This window comes from Lentibacter sp. (genome assembly GCF_965658795.1).
GTDB lineage: Bacteria > Pseudomonadota > Alphaproteobacteria > Rhodobacterales > Rhodobacteraceae > Lentibacter.
Genome location: NZ_CBFHTG010000004.1, coordinates 1 through 16,347, shown reverse-complemented (window position 1 = coordinate 16,347; position 16,347 = coordinate 1). Strand labels below are relative to the sequence as shown.

The following is a 16,347-nucleotide window of genomic DNA, read 5'->3' as shown; positions in this document are numbered from 1 at the left end:
GTAGACCCGCGCCAAAGCACGTCAGGGGAGGGACGTTTGTATGGGGAGAACCGTGGTTCTTGTGGAGGATGAACCAAATATCATCGAAGCCATCAGCTTTATTCTGTCTCGGGATGGATGGACTGTGCACACGCATTCTAACGGAGATACGGCCATGGCCGCGTTGGAGCTGCGTGCGCCTGATCTGATTGTGCTGGATGTGATGCTGCCCGGGCGCAGCGGGTTTGATATTTTGAGTGATATTCGGGGGCATGCCGTGTTGGGGCAGACGCCAGTTATGATGTTGACGGCACGGGGGCAGACGAAAGACCGCGACCGCGCCATGGAGCTTGGAGCGAGCCGGTTTATGACCAAGCCGTTTTCCAACTCGGAGGTGCTTGACGCTGTGCGTGAGCTTGCCAGCTCGTGAGCGAGGCGCGCCGACCTGTCGAGAGGCGTGTTCAGGGCCGCCCATCCGGGCAGCTCTTTTTGCCCAAAGACAGCTACCGTGCGCGCCGCGCGATTGATGCGCTCAGGCTTTGGCCTGTCTTGGGTGTTGTCCTCTTTCTGCTTCCTGTGATTTGGACAGGGGCCGCAAAGAGCAATGTTGGGGCCATGGGCTATTTGTTTGCGGTCTGGCTTGTGCTGATTGTGGGAGGCGCGCTTTTGACGCGCCGTCTTGGCGCAAACACCGAAGCCGAGCCGGGCCTTGCGCCCTTGCCTGAGCCACAGGACGATACCCCGTGAGCAATACGGTCAATGTTCTGGCGTTGGTCTGTGCGAGCTATGCTGCGCTTTTGTTTTTGGTTGCTTTTGTTGCCGAACGCGCGGCCAAACGCGGCCATGCCCGCTGGCTGAACTCACCCATAGTCTATACGCTTTCGCTTTCAATCTATTGCACGGCATGGACGTTTTACGGCGCTGTTGGCTTTGCGGCCCGCTCCGGGCTGGAATATCTGACGATCTACATCGGGCCTACGCTTGTTATGATCGGCTGGTGGTGGGTTTTGCGCAAGCTTGTGCGCGTGGGGCGCGCTCAAAGGATCACCTCTATCGCGGATTTGATTTCAAACCGTTTCGGCAAATCAAACACGCTCGGAGTTCTGATCACGCTGATGGCGGTTGCTGGGACGACACCTTACATTGCTTTGCAGCTTCAGTCGGTGACGCTGTCCTTTTCAGCTTTTGCGGCCTCGGGCCCCCGTGTGGGGGGGCTTGATAGCAGTGAGGCCACGGCGTTTTGGGTGGCGATGGGGCTGGCGCTCTTCACGGTTTTGTTTGGCACGCGGAACCTTGATGTGAACGAGCGCCACCATGGCGTTGTCATGGCGATTGCGCTGGAAGCTGTTGTTAAGCTTGTGGCTTTGGTGGCGGTCGGGGTGTTTGTCGTCTGGGGGCTTGGCGGGGGGCTTGGCCCTGTGGTTGAACAGATCGAGGCGAGCGAGATTGCGGAGTGGCAGATCGCGCCGTCGCGATGGGTTGCGTTGATCGCCTTGTCTGGGGCTGCCTTTCTAACCTTGCCCCGCATGTTTCAGGTCTTGGTTGTGGAGAACGACGACGAGCGCCATCTGCGCTTTGCGGCTTGGGCCTTTCCGACTTATTTGCTGCTGATCAGCCTCTTTATTGTGCCAATTGCTGTCGTGGGGCAAAACATGCTGCCAGCAGAGACAAACCCTGACCTCTATGTTCTTTCGATCCCGCTTGTCTCGGGAGAAGAGGGCTTGGCGATGTTGTCGTTCCTCGGCGGGTTTTCCTCCGCCACATCTATGGTGATTGTGGCGGCTATTGCCCTGTCAACGATGGTCTCAAACCACATTGTGATGCCCATCTGGCTGCGCATCATGGGAGGCGGCGCGCTGGTGTCGGGAGATTTGCGCAATGTTGTGCTTTTGTCGCGGCGCTTCTCGATCATCGGGGTCGTTTTTCTGGGGTATGTCTACTATCGCATTTCGGGCGGCGGCGCAGCTTTGGCGGCGATCGGCCTTGTCTCTTTTGCGGGGGTTGCGCAATTTCTGCCAGCGCTTCTGGGGGGCTTGTTTTGGCGCGGGGCAACACGCAACGGGGCGCTGGCCGGCTTGTTGACCGGGTTTGTCATCTGGCTGTGGTCGATGTTTTTGCCGAGCTTCGGCCCAGATGCGGCGCTGTCTGCGTTTGTGTTGCAAGAGGGGCCTTGGGGGATTGCGGCGCTCAAGCCGCAGGCGCTTTTTGGCTTTGTCGGGCTTGATCCTCTGGTTCATGCGGTGTTTTGGAGCCTTTCGCTCAACACGCTTGCTTTCTTGGTGGTCTCACTTGTGAGCTTTCCTTCGCCGCTTGAGCGTTTGCAGGGCGCGCAGATTGTCGATGTGTTCAAGCACTCCAGCGGGGGGCAACGCTGGCGTGGAGGTATGGCGCAGAGCGAAGACCTTCTTCTGATGGCGCAACGGATTATTGGCGCCAGTCAGGCGCAAACCCTGTTTCGCCGGGTGACCGCGGAGCAAGGGCTGGAGGGCTATCTGCCCGAGCCGACGCCTGAATTTCTGAACCAGTTGGAGCGGGAGCTTGCAGGGTCGGTGGGGGCCGCGACGGCGCATGCGATGGTCGGACAGATTGTTGGTGGCGCAGCCGTCTCGGTTGACGACCTGATTGCGGTGGCCGATGAAGCGGCGCAAATTATGGAATATTCCAGCCAGCTTGAAGTGCAATCAGAAGAGCTGACCCGCACGGCGCGGCAACTGCGCGAAGCAAACGAGAAGCTGACAGAACTGTCTCATCAAAAAGACGCTTTCCTGAGCCAGATCAGCCACGAGTTGCGCACGCCCATGACTTCAATCCGCGCATTTTCAGAAATTTTGAGGGATTCAGAGGGGTTATCGGGGGAAGATCAGAGCCGGTATAGCTCCATCATCAATTCTGAATCTGTGCGATTGACGCGACTTCTGGACGATTTGCTCGACTTGAGCGTGCTTGAAAACGGGCAGGTCTCAATGAATGTGGAAGAGGGCAAGCTTGTGGATGTGCTCGATCGTGCTGTGGCGGCGGCGGGCCTCGGGGTGGGTCTTAAGATCATTCGGCGGCGAGACCGCGAGCAGGTTGTGATCCGCACCGACCTTGACCGTTTGAGCCAGGTTTTCATTAACCTTATCGCCAATGCGCAGAAGTACTGTGAGGCTACGGATCCGGAGCTCAAGATTCTTGTGCGCCTCCGCGATGGGCGGCTGTTTGTTGATTTTGTTGACAATGGGCGCGGGATTTCGCGGGACGATCAAAGAGTTATCTTTGAGAAGTTTTCCCGCCTTGGCGATGACCGTGAGAGCGGGGCTGGCCTTGGATTGGCTATTTGCCGCGAGGTGATGCAGCGCCTCGGAGGGACGATCAGCTATCTGCCTGGGCAGGGTGGAGCGGCGTTTCGCGTGAATTTGCCTGTGTCAAATTAGATGGCAAAAAATGTGCCGTGATAAGAAGATGGTAACGGAATAACGCTAAACCGAAGTCTCAATCACCGCAAAGAATGGCGGCGGAGGCTATGGGCGAAACCAACGTAAATGACGTATTGCGCCGCAAGGCGAAGGCGGGACGCGAGGAGCATGAGGCGCGCGTGATGTCGCCCGTGCGCGCTATGCGTTTGGCGCTGTCGCGGTCTGCGGAGTCGTTGTTTGAGTTGGCGTTGAGCGTCACGGGTGTCCAGAATGAACAGCTTGGGCAAGACGCTATGCTGCGCAGTTTTGACGATGATATGCTCTTTGTTGTGCTTGACGGGCCCGAAGGGGCACTTGGTGTGGCCGCGCTTGAGACATCGCTGGTGAGCGGGTTTGTCGAGAAGCAAACCATAGGCCGCGTGAGCGCGGCAAACGGAAACAAGCGGATTGCGACAGCGACAGATGCCGCCCTTGTGGCGCCCTATATCACCCGTGTGCTCAGTGAAATGAGCGAACATTTGGGGGCTGAAGATGGTAAGCTGACAGATGGTTTTCGCTTCGGGGCGCGGACCGAAACCAAGCGCCACCTCGGACTGATAATTGAGGCGCCTGAATATCAAGTTCTGCGCGCCCAGCTTGAGCTGGAAGGTGGTATGCGGCGCGGCGAGATTGTGATCTGCCTCCCTATTGAAACGCAGAGCCAGCCGGGGTCTGACCCCAAGGGCGCGAGCAAGCCGAAAGGAGCAGGCGAGACCTCGCCTGCGCTTCTGAAAGATGGCGCGCTGATGGAGGCACGGGCCGTGTTGATGGCTGTGATCCATCGGCGGCAGATCACTCTTGGGGAATTGTCAGAGCTCAAAGCGGGAACGCGTTTGCTCTTTGCAGCTTCAGCGCTTGGACGCATTGAGCTTGTTGCGGGGCCAGGTGCTCCCAGGCTTGGGCCCTGTAAGCTTGGCAAGTTAGACGGTATGCGCGCGCTCAAAGTGCAATTTGGAGCCAAGCCCGAGGCAAAGGGCGTGTTTGAGGCCATGGGAGAAGCTCCAGCCATGGAGGCTTTGCCCGAGGATAGCTCTTACGCGTTTGAAGGCTCTATCAGTGCTCAGCCCCACTTTACTGTGGATGATATGCCTGATCTTTCGGATTTACCGGGCTTTGAGCCTGCTGATCCGGTTGAGGCATCGGCTGACGAGGTGGGCTCGCAAAATGACCTGTCAAAGGTAGGCTAAGCCAGGCTGGCCCGGTTTTGCAAACTTCAGGCCGTTCTTAACCATCTCTCCCAGCTCTTTAGAGGCATCAAAAAACTCGGGCCTGAGCGAGGACAAGTTTTTGAGCCACATATTGTAGGAGGCAAGCCCCTTGGCTTCGGCTTCAAAAAACGCGCCGCCATAGCTTGGCGCAAAGCCGAGTGTGACGGTCAGGATCAGATCGATTTCCCAAGGGTATTGAACAGTGCCCGCTTCCAGCAGATCAAATCCAGCCTTCAGGAGTGCGGCTGTTGCGAGCTCTGCTGCACTTGGGCTCTTGGCTGGCAGGGTTTCTGGCGCACCGACCAGTGTTTGCCAGGCTGCCACAGTGTTCTCGGCTTCTGGCGTCAGTTGCGGTGTGCCTTGCTCCAGAGCTGAGGTGCCTTTGCCGCCATCAATTCCCGCCTTGAGCAAGGTTGCAGAGAGGCTTGGCGCTTTGGTTGTGACCTTGTCACTGAAGAATGCGCTGATGCGGAAGGGTTGGGCGCGAAAGCCTTCTGCATTTTGGGCTGCGAAGGGTTTGGCGCGGCAGGGCAGGTCTGTGTCAAAGCGCAGGGGGCTCATCCCACGGGCGACGGCGTCTTCGGCTGCGATGCAAAGAGCGGTGAGCAATCGGGTTGAAGCCAGCCCGTTTTGCGCAGCCTGGAAGACAACAGGCACCCCCAATCTGCGAAGTGCGGCAACCATCGGCGCTTTGTGGCGGTCTGTGCGCGCGTAGTCTTGTTTGAGAACGATTTCAGCCAAGTCGCCGCCACCGATATCGGCGTGTATCTGTAAGGCGGCGATGCGGGGCGTAAACTGTTCGGCAAACTCACCCGCGCCACTCAACATGCCTGATGTGAGCATGAGGGTTGTCTGCTCCGAGGTGGCATTTTTAAGCTCTGTGATAAGATCGGGGATCGCATCAATGGAGTGTGCGGCCGCTTCGACGACCCATTCTGCTGTGTGGAGTGTGTCAAAGCCGTGGAGTTCGGTAAGAAGCGCCAACATCTGATCGGCTTGGTTCACCGGGATGTGGCGGTTGGCAACGCGTAGCTTTATCTGGGCTTGGATACGCTCGCGAAAGGCTGTGAAGCCGCCATCCTGAAGGGATATGACCCGCACGGGCAAGTTGGCGCGCAACGCCATAAAGGCCAAGCGGCTCGCCTGGAGGCTCGTACCGACAAGTGTGAGCGCTTCGGGTGGCTTTGCCTCTGGAAAGGCACGTATAGCGGCAAGCTTGCAGGCGCGGCGGTAGCCTTTGCTGCGGCTTTCATGACGCTTGCAGAGGTCATCTATCTGGGCCGCGGCAAAGGGAAAAAAGGTCTCAGCTGGAAGCAAGAGGGCGGCTTCGAGCACCTCTATGAGTGTTCCCGCTTCGGACGCTTTAGCCGGATCCGTCAAAGCACGGCGCAGTTTGGTCAGGCCGTCTTGATAACGCGTCGGCTCTTGAAATGCGGGAGTTTTGGCTGTGTTTGGAGCAAGCTGTTGCGCGAGCTGCGCCGCCGCGCCAACGGCGTTCTGAGCCACGATTTCTGCAAAAACCGGCTCCAAGCTCGGGGCTGTCACAGGCATGTCGGCGAGAGAGGCGAGGAACGCATGGGTCCGCTCGGGGCCAAGATGACTTGCGAGCTTCATCAGAACGGCGGGGCTGGGCAGAGTGCCTGCTGCGAAGCTGGGGAGGCTGATGCGCGTGCCTTGGTGTGCAACACAGGCTGAAGCCGAAAGAGCAAGCTCAAGGCCTGCGTCTGCTGCGCGGCCTCTCAGAGCGGCGACAACCGGCTTTGGGGCTGTGCTGATGGTTTCGGTGAGGGTGGCAAGGCTTGGTCTTGCCTGGCTTGTCTGGCGCTCAAACAGCGGGAGATCGAGGGTGAAGCCTCCCTTGCTTGAGGCAAGAACGACTGTTTCAACCTCCGGGTTTTCAAAGGCGGCTTGAAGGCTTGCGAGATATGCTTGGCGGAGAGCTGCGGTAAAGCTGCCTTCGGGCGAGCGTTTTAAGGTTATGACGGCGGCTTTATTGCCTATTTTTGTTTCAACCCAGTCACTTGAGGCCGTCATTATTCTGCGCTCCGCTCGTTCGTTGCCTTAGTTTGCCTTTGGGGCCTCCCAATGGCAAGCTTTGGCGAAAAGGAAGGTTGCCGTTTGATGAAGCGCTGCAAGTCATTGACATATATTAAAAGCTGAATATATAGTGATTGAAACCTGATTTTGGATGAGGAGAAACGGCTATGAATGCTGAGGTTAAGGGCTTTTTTGACGACGCCACAAACACGATCTCTTATGTGGTGAAAGACCCGTCGGGCAGTGCCTGTGCGATCATCGATTCTGTGCTGGATTTTGACTATGCTTCAGGCCGCACGGACACGCGCTCGGCAGATGCTGTGGTGTCATATGTGCGCGAGCAGGGGCTGACCGTTGAGTGGCTTTTGGAGAGCCATGTTCATGCTGACCATTTGTCTGCCGCGCCTTATTTGCAAGAAAGACTTGGCGGAAAGATCGGCATTGGTGAGCAGATCACTGTTGTGCAAGATACCTTTGGCAAAGTGTTTAACGAGGGCACAGAATTCCAGCGCGATGGCAGCCAGTTTGACCGTTTGTTCCGCGAGGGTGACAGCTTTCATATCGGCCAGCTGCGCGGGGATGTTTTACACACGCCTGGGCACACGCCCGCGTGCCTGACCTATGTCATCGAAGATGCGGCTTTTGTCGGCGACACTCTCTTTATGCCTGATTTCGGCACGGCGCGCTGTGACTTTCCTGGTGGGTCATCTGAGATCTTGTTTGACTCTGTACAGAAGATTTTGGCGCTTCCCGAGGCCACACGGATCTTTGTGGGCCACGACTACAAGGCGCCCGGGCGTGACGATTATGCTTGGGAAAGCACTGTTGGTGAACAAAAGTCCAAGAACATCCATGTTGGTGAAGGCCGTGAAAAGGGCGAGTTTGTCAAAATGCGCGATGAGCGCGACGCGACACTTGCTATGCCCAAACTGATCATACCTTCGCTTCAGGTCAACATGCGGGCAGGGCAGATGCCTGCGCCAGATGCGCAGGGTGATGTGTTTTTGAAAGTGCCTGTCAACAAGCTCTGACATCCAAACGGCCCATGCGAACGGGCCACGATATATAGGACGAAAAGGAAACTGAAATGGAACCAGATTGGATCTGGGGGCTCGCTGGCGGGCTTCTCATTGGCCTTGGTGGGGCTGTGCTCTTGTGGGGCAACGGGCGCATTATGGGCGCAAGCGGGATCATCGGAGGGCTGGTAGATGGCTCTGCGCGGCGTGAGTGGGCCGAACGGCTGGCCTTTCTGGCGGGGACATTTGGCATGCCGCTTGTGCTCTTCCCGCTCTTTAGCGATGTGGACACGCACATCAGCCAGAGCGCGGTCGTTCTGATTGTCGCGGGGCTTCTTGTGGGTGTGGGCACACGTTTGGCCAATGGCTGCACCTCAGGCCATGGTGTGTGCGGAATTTCGCGCTTTTCGCTGCGCGGCATTTCCGCGACCCTGTTTTACCTGCTGGCGGGTGGTGTGAGTGTTTTGATGTTCCGCCATATTTGGGAGATCATCTGATGCGCATTCTCTTTTCTCTTTTGTCGGGGCTGCTCTTTGGCGGCGGGCTGTTTATCTCGGGCATGACTGACACCAGCAAAGTGCAAGGCTGGCTTGATATTTTTGGCGCATGGGATCCGACTTTGGCGTTTGTCCTTGGGGGGGCAATTGTCCCTATGTTTTTTGCTTGGCGCCTGACAGGGGGGCGCCGCCCCGTGACGGCTGCGCAGTTTCCGCCGCAGCCACCTGTCAAGATTGATCCGCGTCTTGCCATTGGCTCGCTCTTGTTTGGCGCGGGCTGGGGGCTGGCAGGGCTGTGCCCCGGGCCTGCGATCGCCTCGCTTGGCTATGGCGGCCTGTTTCATTGGGTGTTCTTTGCCGCGATGCTTGCGGGTATGTGGCTGACACCGTACATCTTGCGCACCGTCGCAGCTAGACAAGGAGCCTGACATGGTTCGACCATTGACAGAAGAATATTATGTATCGCCTCAAATCACCCCCGAGGCGATGACCCAGTTGGCCGAGCACGGCTTTACCGATGTGATTTGCAACCGCCCTGACAGTGAGATCGGCCCAGAGCTTCAACACGGTGTTATGCAGCAAGCAGCCGAGGCGGCGGGGCTTGTGTTTCACTTTCACCCGCTTGTGCACCAGAGCCTTTTGGAGACAGCGAACTCTGTGCGCCAGAAAGAGATCATAGACGCGGCCAAGGGGCGTGTTTTGGCCTATTGTGCGTCGGGCAACCGCTCTAGCGTGGTTTGGGCGCTTGGCCAGGCGGGGGAAACACCTGCAGATGACCTTATCGACGCCGCCGCGGCGGCTGGATATGATCTGAGCCAGCTGCGCCCGATGTTGGGCTAAAGCTTAAGCGAGAAGCACACCCGCAACGACACAGCACAGGCCTATGGCCGAAAGGCCGAGTGCCCCAAGGTTGAGGGGCAATACTGCCTGTACGCGCGCGCGCAAGGCCTCGTCAGACAGGTTTTCGCGGCGCGCGGCATTTACCTTAAGCACAGACAAGATAAGGCCGATGAGCCCGATCACTGTGAGCGCAGCTCCCGTGTAGACAAGATATTCCATTTGGCTCTCCTTTGCAGGGCAAGCGCCTAGCGCAAGTTTGCGCGCGCAGCAAGTGAAAGCCCTTGCAGGGCGCGCAGGAGGGCGGTAGCAAGGCGGCCTGATATAACAGAGACAAACTGGAGAGAGCCTATGGACGACAGTTCAACCCCATCGAGCTACCGCGTGACTGCCGACGAGCTGCGCCAGTTTATCGAGCGTTTCGAGCGCCTTGATGCTGAGAAAAAAGACATTGCCGAGCAGCAAAAAGAAGTGATGGCTGAAGCGAAATCGCGTGGCTACGACACAAAAGTGCTTCGCAAGGTCGTTGCGCTGCGCAAGCGTGAGCCCGATGATATCGCCGAAGAAGAGGCCATGCTTGAGATGTACAAAGAAGCGCTTGGAATGTCCTAAGCCTTTCAGGGGGCGATGAAGTTGACCCCTGGAATGCGGCTGATCTCGAAGACATCTTCGTCATAGATCTCACTGAGGTCCTCGACCATTTTTTCGGTCCATCCGGGGAGATCGAGTTCTTCTTCAATCATGTCTTCGCGCGCAAATTTATCCAGAAACGCCGATATCACGCGGCGTTTTTGCATTTCTGACATATCGACATGGTCTGCAAGGTAGGCGCGAAAGCGCTTCATGCCTTCGGGTGTCATGATCTCTGATATGAGATCAAATCCGCCTTTTATCTTCTCGTTTGGGTCAATGCCTGCCAACTCACGGATGATTTGCGCCCAAATGAGGGGCGTGTCTTCATTGCACCAAACCGTAAGCGATACGTTGGGGGTGTTTTCACGGATGCGGTAGATCAGGTCTGACCAGCGTAGGTCCCGCGGGTCGGCGCCAAAGGCCATATCGGCAAAGTCGTCATATTTTGTGCGGCGAAACTGCGCCGGCAAATATGTTGCAGGATTGCAGATGCCAAGGAAAATTTCGATGCTGTCATCAGGGAATAGTTGAGAGAGCAGGGCGATGCGCTCATGGCCTTTGTCATAGAACTGCCCGTCGCGCAGCGCCATGTTTGGCACGCAAAAGAAGTTTTCATTCGACAGAAGCACGCGCTCGCACGTCTCTTCTTCGAGGATCGTCTCGATCAGGATATCGCGTGCATCAGGGCTGGGCGCATTGTCTGACATCGCCAGCAGCGTTTGGTGGATCAGCTTTCGGTAGCGCCCGGGGGGCGGCACATTGACGCCGAGGGCCGCAAAATCGGGGCGGTTTTTGAGAAGGCATTTGATGATGCGATCTTCATCTGTGTTATGTACGCCAGCGTGAAACACGATTTGCATGGGGGCAGGTTGTCCTTCTGAGCCATCTTTTGAGCCTGGTTCAATATACGGTCTTTTCTGGACAGTTAAACCGCAATCGGGCATGAGCAGAAATATGGAACGCGTGCTTCAAAACCCCAAGCGCAGATGGCGGCTTTTGCCAGACCCGTGGTCGCTGACGGCGGTTCTCATTTCGCTTATCGTGCTTGGCCCGATTGTGGCTGTGGCAACGCTTGCGATGTTTCCCACCGAGAATATCTGGCCACATCTGATGGCAACGACTTTGCCGCGCTATCTGGGCAATACGCTCCTTCTGATGTGTGGTGTCGGGCTTTTGGCAGCGCTGACGGGAACAGGGGCCGCTTGGCTTATTGCGCGTTATCAGTTCCCCATGTCTCGCTGGTTTGAGTGGCTGCTGCTGTTGCCTCTTGCTGTGCCGGCCTATGTAGGGGCGTATGCACTTGTAGATCTGCTGGAGTATGCCGGGCCTGTGCAAACGAGCCTGAGACTGGTTTTTGGCTGGGAGACAGCAAGAGACTATTGGTTCCCTGAAATTCGCTCCTTGGGCTCTGCGATCATTGTGTTGTCAGCGGCCCTTTACCCTTATGTGTATCTGCTTGCGCGTGCGGCGTTTCACGAGCAGTCAGGCGCGAGTGAAGAGGTTGCCATGTCGCTTGGGCAAGGCGCGCTGAGCCGATTGTGGCGTATCGGTTTGCCACTGGCGCGCCCCGCTGTGGCTGCTGGGACAGCCATTGTCATGATGGAAGCCGTGAATGACTTTGGTACGGTGGATTATTTTGCCGTTCAGACGCTCACCACGGGTATTTTTAGCACATGGCTTGAAGGCAACAATGCCGGTGGGGCGGCGCAAATCGCCTGCGTTGTATTGGTTCTGGTGATTTTGCTTGTGACTTTGGAGAAGATTTCGCGACGCAAGGCGCGCTTCTTTAATCAGGGGGGGCGGCACCGCCCGATTTTGCGCAAGCGGCTGAAAGGGCAATGGGCGCTTCTGGCCACATTTGCCTGTGCGCTGCCGTTTGCTGTCGGCTTTTTGCTGCCGGCTGGCACGATCTTGTCACACGCTTTGCAGCGTGCCGAACTCTGGGCTGATGCCGAGCTGTATCGTGCGGCTTGGAACACTGTTGTTGTGGGCTCTATAGCAGCGCTGCTGACAGTGGTTGGGGGGCTCTTGCTGGTGTATGGTGTGAAGCTGTCTGGGCGTGCTTTACCACGGCTGCTGCAGCCGATCACGACCATTGGCTATGCGGCCCCGGGAGCGGTGCTGGCTGTTGGCATTCTCATTCCGCTTGCGGCGTTTGACAATGCGCTGGCTGATTTCACGCTTGGGGTGACCGGGTTTGACCCGGGTTTGATTCTCACGGGATCTTCTTTTGCGCTCGTCCTGGCGTATTTTGTGCGATTCTTCGCAATCGGGCAGGGGGCAGCTGACGCTGCGCTGGAGCGGGTCTCTCCGTCACTTGGAATGGCTGCGCGCTCGCTCGGGCGTCAGCAGGGGCAGGTTTTGCGGGAGATTTACCTGCCTTTGATCAAAGGGTCTGTTGGTTCGGCGCTTTTGCTTGTGTTTGTGGATTGTGTGAAGGAACTGCCTGCAACTCTGCTGCTAAGACCTTTCAACTATGACACTTTGGCAACGCGGGTGCATGATCAAGCAAGTTTGGAGAACCTTGCAGAAGCCTCTCCTGCAGCTATTTTTATCATAGTTGTAAGCCTTTTTGCTGTGATATTGCTCGCACGTGCAAATAGGACAAATTTTTAGCTTGCAAGCATCAGAATCCTGCCGTAAATCCCCCCGCAGTGCCCCTATAGCTCAGCTGGTAGAGCAATTGATTTGTAATCAATAGGTCCGCGGTTCGAGTCCGTGTGGGGGCACCATTTAATCAATAACTTAGCAGATTTCAATTAGCTCGTCGTGTTTTTCAGCGAGACACTCAGCGAGACAAAGTGTCGTAGAATTACGTTATTCAGCGTTATGGATGACTTGTTTTTGACACTCGATTTATGCCACGCGCGCCTGCACACGCGCGGCTGCGTGCTGCTGGTGTGAGCTTGCGCCTTTGAATTGGTCTGCCTGATGAACTCGAAGCCTTCGTCGGTCACTACAATCACCAGCTTTACCACGAGAGCATCAACAACGTCACGCCCGCCGACGTCTACTTCGGCCGCGACAAAGCCATTCTACAACAACGCGAAAGGATCAAACGTAAGACACTCGAAACACGGCGCTTGCATCACCGCCTGCACGCCGCATAATCAAACCAACCAGATGAGCCAAACTCCCTCTTAGTTTAAGCTGCAATTGGTACCAAAAACCCTGACGACGGACAGATATGACGAGTGACCCGAACGATCTGACTACCTTCCTTGATGAAGCATGGCGTCACCTTCAACGAGGTGTAGCAGACAGCCGTGCACCAGCGCGCTACCCCACGTTTGCAACAGTAGCTGCAGATGGAACACCCGAGGCGCGTACCGTGGCGCTGCGAGGCGCTTCCAGATCTTTATCTACGCTAGAGGTTCACACTGACATAGCTACAGCCAAAGTCGCTGCGTTGAAACACTCCTCCAAAGCCGCTTTTCTCGTTTGGTTGCCACGCGCGAATTTACAAATTCGGGTTACAACAACTGTAGACATTCAGAGCGGGTCAGCTGTTGATGAGCAGTGGGATCGTATTCCAGCAGTGTCGCGCGTTTCTTATGGCACTGAACCAACGCCGGGCACTGTCATTTCAGATGTATATGCCTATGAAAAACCGAGTAAGCGTGAACGCTTTGCGGTTTTGCATTGCAATATGTTGTTTTTAGACCTTGTGCAGCTTGGAGAACGCCATCGACGTGCAGGCTATAGCTGTAAAAACGGTTGGATGGGCGAGTGGCTGGCCCCGTAATCACGAGGATGTCTGTGTATGTTCGTCTGGAAGAGGCGCTGGCCGCGTCAAGCATGTCTGCTAGATGGGGCGGGCGTCCGGTTGAAAGACATAGCTACTGAAACGGCTGCTCTATGCCAATCGATGTGGGTTTATCTGCTCCCTGATTAGTCTCTAGGGCTGGGTGCGGAGTGATCAGCTATCGGGTAGGGTGACGCTTGTGACGCTTCTTCTTACTGCGCTCTCTATTCAAAAAAACATATGTTCTAATGAATATATTTTTTCACCATAGGCCGTGCAGTAGGAATATGCGTCACATGCGTCACCAGGGAGCATTTTGTATCTGACCGCGATGGCTTTGTCATGTCATGGACTTACCAGCGATCTACGCTGAGGCGCGCTTTATGCATGACGATCAATAAGAGTGGAGACTGTTATTACAGAGCCGACATTCATACGTGACGCAGCGAATGGCCGTTGAGAGCCCAAATTACCAGATGCCGCAAACTGTCCCAATGTCCGCAACAGGAGGCGTAGTGTCCTTGCGAGGCTGACCCTAGAGCTAGATCTGCTATCAAACTATAACCATGCGTGACGCTCGAGAAGTTATACGTTCTATCGACATGGCTGAGCAAATTCGCATACAAACTTTGAATGGCCCACTTGTGATTGCTTTGTCGCCGTCGAGCTGGGTTTGCAAAGAGGTGCGAAACATTTTGGGTAAGGGCTTTCAAAAAGGCATAACACTTCGGCACTTGCGTGCTTTGGTGGCACTCTCAGACCTGAAACTGGTCGCACGAGTCTCCGAAGTGCTAGGGGTGACGCAGCCAGCCGTGTCAAAGCAGATTGCTGAGTTGGAAAAGATCGTTGGCGTGCCCGTCGTAATACGGGATCGCAACCGCTTGTACCTGACACCCATCGGTATCCGCCTTGCAGATCATGCGCGCCAAGCACTTGGTCAACTTGATCGCGCGGCATTTGACATTGAAGCGATGACCAGTGGCGTTTCAGGGTCTGTCTCAATCGGCGTGGTCAGCTCGGTTGCACCGACCTTGCTACCCGGCACGATTGCACTGTTTAAACGCAGCACGCCGCAAGCGAACGTATCTGTCTCCGAAGGGCATTTTGTTGAACTATTGCCGCAGCTCGAGGCGGGGGCCTTGGATCTAGTGATCGCGAGGATATGGCAGCCGCAGGAATTGGCTGGGATTGACCAAATGGCATTGTTCTCCGAACCTGTTGTTGTTGTGGCTGGGCGAAATCATCCTATTGCGCAATCCAGTGAAGTAGGATGGTCAGACGTTATCAGTTATCCTTGGATATTGCCACAATCAAACTCAGTTGCGCGACAAGCCGTAGACGCGCTTTTTGCGTCGAACGGATTGCCTCCACCCAACAATACAATTGCATCCTTGTCGCTTGCCCTGAACCTAGAACTTATACAGGCAATGCCTGCGCTTGGCTTGTTGCCAGCGAGGCTTGCTCAGGCGCAGGCAGCGCGAGGTCAAACTGTGATCCTACCGCTTGAAACGCAGGACTTGTTGTCAGAAGCACGCTGTTTTTGGCGTAAAGATCAAGTCTCAAAGAACGCGACACTTTCGTTGTTCTTGAAATGCCTCCGACAAGCCACTGAAGATATTAACACCATTCCTTTTGGTTAATGTTGTTGTTGTATATTTCAATTTTGTTAGCACTCGGCATTCCTTATCTTAACCAAGCGCGCAGTTTGGGAGGACTTGGGTGTCTGTTCGGATCACAAACACAATTGGTAGAGATCTTTGAGCCACGAGGGTTTACTTACCCGCTCGGCTTGCGACGTTCTTGCAGCCTTTGAAGCCAAAAGCCTGACGCCAAGTGAGTATCTGGCGGCCTGCCTTGAAGCAATCTCATGTTATAACCCCAAGATAAACGCATTGACTGCAATGGACGTTGATGCCGCAATCGTTTTGGCCGCAGCTGCAACGAAGCGCTGGGAGACCGGACGCCCGATGGGGCCGCTCGACGGATTACCGATTGGCATAAAGGATTTGCAGAACACCAAAGGTCTACTGACAACCTACGGCAGCGTCCGGACGCGTGGTTTTGTGCCCGACGAAGACTTGCTGATGGTTGGACGGTTGCGTGCGGCAGGTGCAATCATACTTGCCAAAACAAACGTTCCTGAAATGGGTGCCGGAGGAAACAGCCGTAATCCGGTTTGGGGGGCGACAGGCAATCCTTTTGATGCAAACCTCATCGCAGGCGGCTCGTCTGGTGGTTCTGCCGCAGCGCTTGCGGCCAACCTCTTGCCGCTTTGTACGGGGTCGGACACAGGCGGCTCACTCCGAATGCCAGCTGCGCTTTGCGGCGTTGTCGGGTATCGTCCGTCAGTTGATGTGATCGCTCATCCCACGCGGCCTTTGGGGTGGTCAGGAATATCGGTACTTGGCCCAATGGCGCGTACGGTGGATGACCTGACGCTGATGCTGGATGTGTGTCAGGGCGACGATCCGGACGATCCGCTATCTGTTCCCTCTGCCTCTGGCCGTTTCACAAGTCTACCATTGGCTGACTTGAATGACTTGCGCATTGGTTTCAGCGAAGACTTTGGCGGCGCACCTGTAGATCAGGGCATTCGCAAGACCTTCCGCGACCGACTGGATGCCCTAAGGCCTCATGTCAAAGAATGTCGTGCAGCAGACCTTAATCTAGGGGAAATGGACCGCTGCTTCGATATTCTGCGCGCCGAGAGTTTTGGTGTCGCATTTGGCAAGGCCGTTCAAGAAGACCCCGACAGCTTCGGCGCTCATATCAACGATAACGTTGCACTTGGTCACACCATGTCATTGGCCGACCGCGGCTGGGCGCATGCAGAACAGACCCGAATTCTGCGTAAGTTCAACAAGTTGATGAACGATTTCGATGTGATTGTCCTGCCAACGTCACCGGTATCACCGTTTCGGTGGATGCAATCTCACGCCCATGAAATCGATGGTCAGAAGA

At 55.9% G+C, this 16,347-nt stretch carries 16 protein-coding genes, 1 tRNA gene and 1 pseudogene; 15 read left to right on the top strand and 3 right to left on the bottom strand.

What is annotated here, in order from left to right:
• Positions 1-40 precede the first annotated feature (40 nt).
• From ACTG3X_RS03880 to ACTG3X_RS03865, 4 genes are all read left to right on the top strand, one after another.
• Positions 41-409, top strand: a complete 369-nt coding sequence (locus tag ACTG3X_RS03880; protein ID WP_439109922.1) for a response regulator transcription factor — start codon at positions 41-43, stop codon at positions 407-409.
• The gene (locus ACTG3X_RS03875) at positions 406-726 is read left to right on the top strand and encodes a hypothetical protein (RefSeq protein WP_439109921.1); all 321 of its coding nucleotides are present in this window, start codon (positions 406-408) and stop codon (positions 724-726) included. The genes ACTG3X_RS03880 and ACTG3X_RS03875 overlap by 4 nt, the downstream gene beginning before the upstream one ends.
• A complete protein-coding gene (locus ACTG3X_RS03870) occupies positions 723-3,392 on the top strand; it encodes an ATP-binding protein (RefSeq protein WP_439109920.1) in 2,670 nt (889 codons plus the stop codon). Before ACTG3X_RS03875 ends, ACTG3X_RS03870 begins: the two co-directional genes overlap by 4 nt.
• 89 nt (positions 3,393-3,481) lie before the next feature.
• The gene (locus ACTG3X_RS03865; protein WP_439109919.1) at positions 3,482-4,600 is read left to right on the top strand and encodes a hypothetical protein; all 1,119 of its coding nucleotides are present in this window, start codon (positions 3,482-3,484) and stop codon (positions 4,598-4,600) included.
• Here ACTG3X_RS03865 and ACTG3X_RS03860 read toward each other — a convergent pair.
• Positions 4,586-6,655, bottom strand: a complete 2,070-nt coding sequence (locus tag ACTG3X_RS03860; RefSeq protein WP_439109918.1) for an enoyl-CoA hydratase/isomerase family protein — start codon at positions 6,653-6,655, stop codon at positions 4,586-4,588. The two genes, ACTG3X_RS03865 and ACTG3X_RS03860, sit on opposite strands and share 15 nt — an antisense overlap.
• 170 nt (positions 6,656-6,825) lie before the next feature.
• Between ACTG3X_RS03860 and ACTG3X_RS03855 the strand changes: the two genes are divergently transcribed.
• From ACTG3X_RS03855 to ACTG3X_RS03840, 4 genes are read left to right on the top strand one after another with little or no spacing between them, the layout of a single operon-like run.
• On the top strand, positions 6,826-7,689 hold the full coding sequence (locus ACTG3X_RS03855; RefSeq protein ID WP_439109917.1) for an MBL fold metallo-hydrolase: 864 nt from the start codon (positions 6,826-6,828) through the stop codon (positions 7,687-7,689).
• A gap of 56 nt (positions 7,690-7,745) precedes the next feature.
• A complete protein-coding gene (locus tag ACTG3X_RS03850; protein WP_439109916.1) occupies positions 7,746-8,171 on the top strand; it encodes a YeeE/YedE family protein in 426 nt (141 codons plus the stop codon).
• Complete coding sequence (locus ACTG3X_RS03845; protein WP_439109915.1) at positions 8,171-8,599, top strand: DUF6691 family protein; 429 nt, start codon at positions 8,171-8,173, stop codon at positions 8,597-8,599. Before ACTG3X_RS03850 ends, ACTG3X_RS03845 begins: the two co-directional genes overlap by 1 nt.
• Position 8,600: 1 nt before the next feature.
• Positions 8,601-9,011: a TIGR01244 family sulfur transferase gene (locus ACTG3X_RS03840; protein WP_439109914.1), complete on the top strand. Its 411-nt coding sequence runs from the start codon at positions 8,601-8,603 to the stop codon at positions 9,009-9,011.
• A gap of 3 nt (positions 9,012-9,014) precedes the next feature.
• Here the strand turns inward: ACTG3X_RS03840 and ACTG3X_RS03835 are convergent, their stop codons facing one another.
• Entirely contained in the window at positions 9,015-9,230 is a 216-nt protein-coding gene (locus ACTG3X_RS03835; RefSeq protein ID WP_439109913.1) for a hypothetical protein, read from the bottom strand.
• 129 nt (positions 9,231-9,359) lie between these two features.
• Here ACTG3X_RS03835 and ACTG3X_RS03830 point away from each other — a divergent pair, with 129 nt between their 5' ends.
• Positions 9,360-9,620 (top strand): DUF2312 domain-containing protein, encoded by a 261-nt coding sequence (locus ACTG3X_RS03830; RefSeq protein WP_439109912.1) that lies wholly within the window; start codon positions 9,360-9,362, stop codon positions 9,618-9,620.
• A gap of 5 nt (positions 9,621-9,625) precedes the next feature.
• Here ACTG3X_RS03830 and ACTG3X_RS03825 read toward each other — a convergent pair whose 3' ends face one another.
• Positions 9,626-10,501, bottom strand: coding sequence for a hypothetical protein (locus ACTG3X_RS03825; protein WP_439109911.1), 876 nt, complete (start codon positions 10,499-10,501; stop codon positions 9,626-9,628).
• Between the two features lie 94 nt (positions 10,502-10,595).
• Between ACTG3X_RS03825 and ACTG3X_RS03820 the strand changes: the two genes are divergently transcribed.
• The 6 genes and pseudogenes from ACTG3X_RS03820 to ACTG3X_RS03795 form a co-directional block, all read left to right on the top strand.
• Complete coding sequence (locus tag ACTG3X_RS03820) at positions 10,596-12,257, top strand: ABC transporter permease (protein WP_439109910.1); 1,662 nt, start codon at positions 10,596-10,598, stop codon at positions 12,255-12,257.
• Between the two features lie 40 nt (positions 12,258-12,297).
• Positions 12,298-12,373: transfer RNA gene (locus ACTG3X_RS03815), tRNA-Thr, on the top strand.
• 192 nt (positions 12,374-12,565) lie between these two features.
• A pseudogene (locus tag ACTG3X_RS03810) lies at positions 12,566-12,751 on the top strand (IS3 family transposase); the annotation flags it as partial.
• A gap of 77 nt (positions 12,752-12,828) precedes the next feature.
• The gene (locus ACTG3X_RS03805) at positions 12,829-13,386 is read left to right on the top strand and encodes a pyridoxamine 5'-phosphate oxidase (RefSeq protein WP_439109909.1); all 558 of its coding nucleotides are present in this window, start codon (positions 12,829-12,831) and stop codon (positions 13,384-13,386) included.
• 602 nt (positions 13,387-13,988) lie between these two features.
• Positions 13,989-15,026, top strand: a complete 1,038-nt coding sequence (locus ACTG3X_RS03800) for a LysR substrate-binding domain-containing protein (RefSeq protein ID WP_439109908.1) — start codon at positions 13,989-13,991, stop codon at positions 15,024-15,026.
• Between the two features lie 117 nt (positions 15,027-15,143).
• The coding region (locus tag ACTG3X_RS03795; RefSeq protein WP_439109907.1) for an amidase at positions 15,144-16,347 on the top strand (1,204 nt) is incomplete at its 3' end.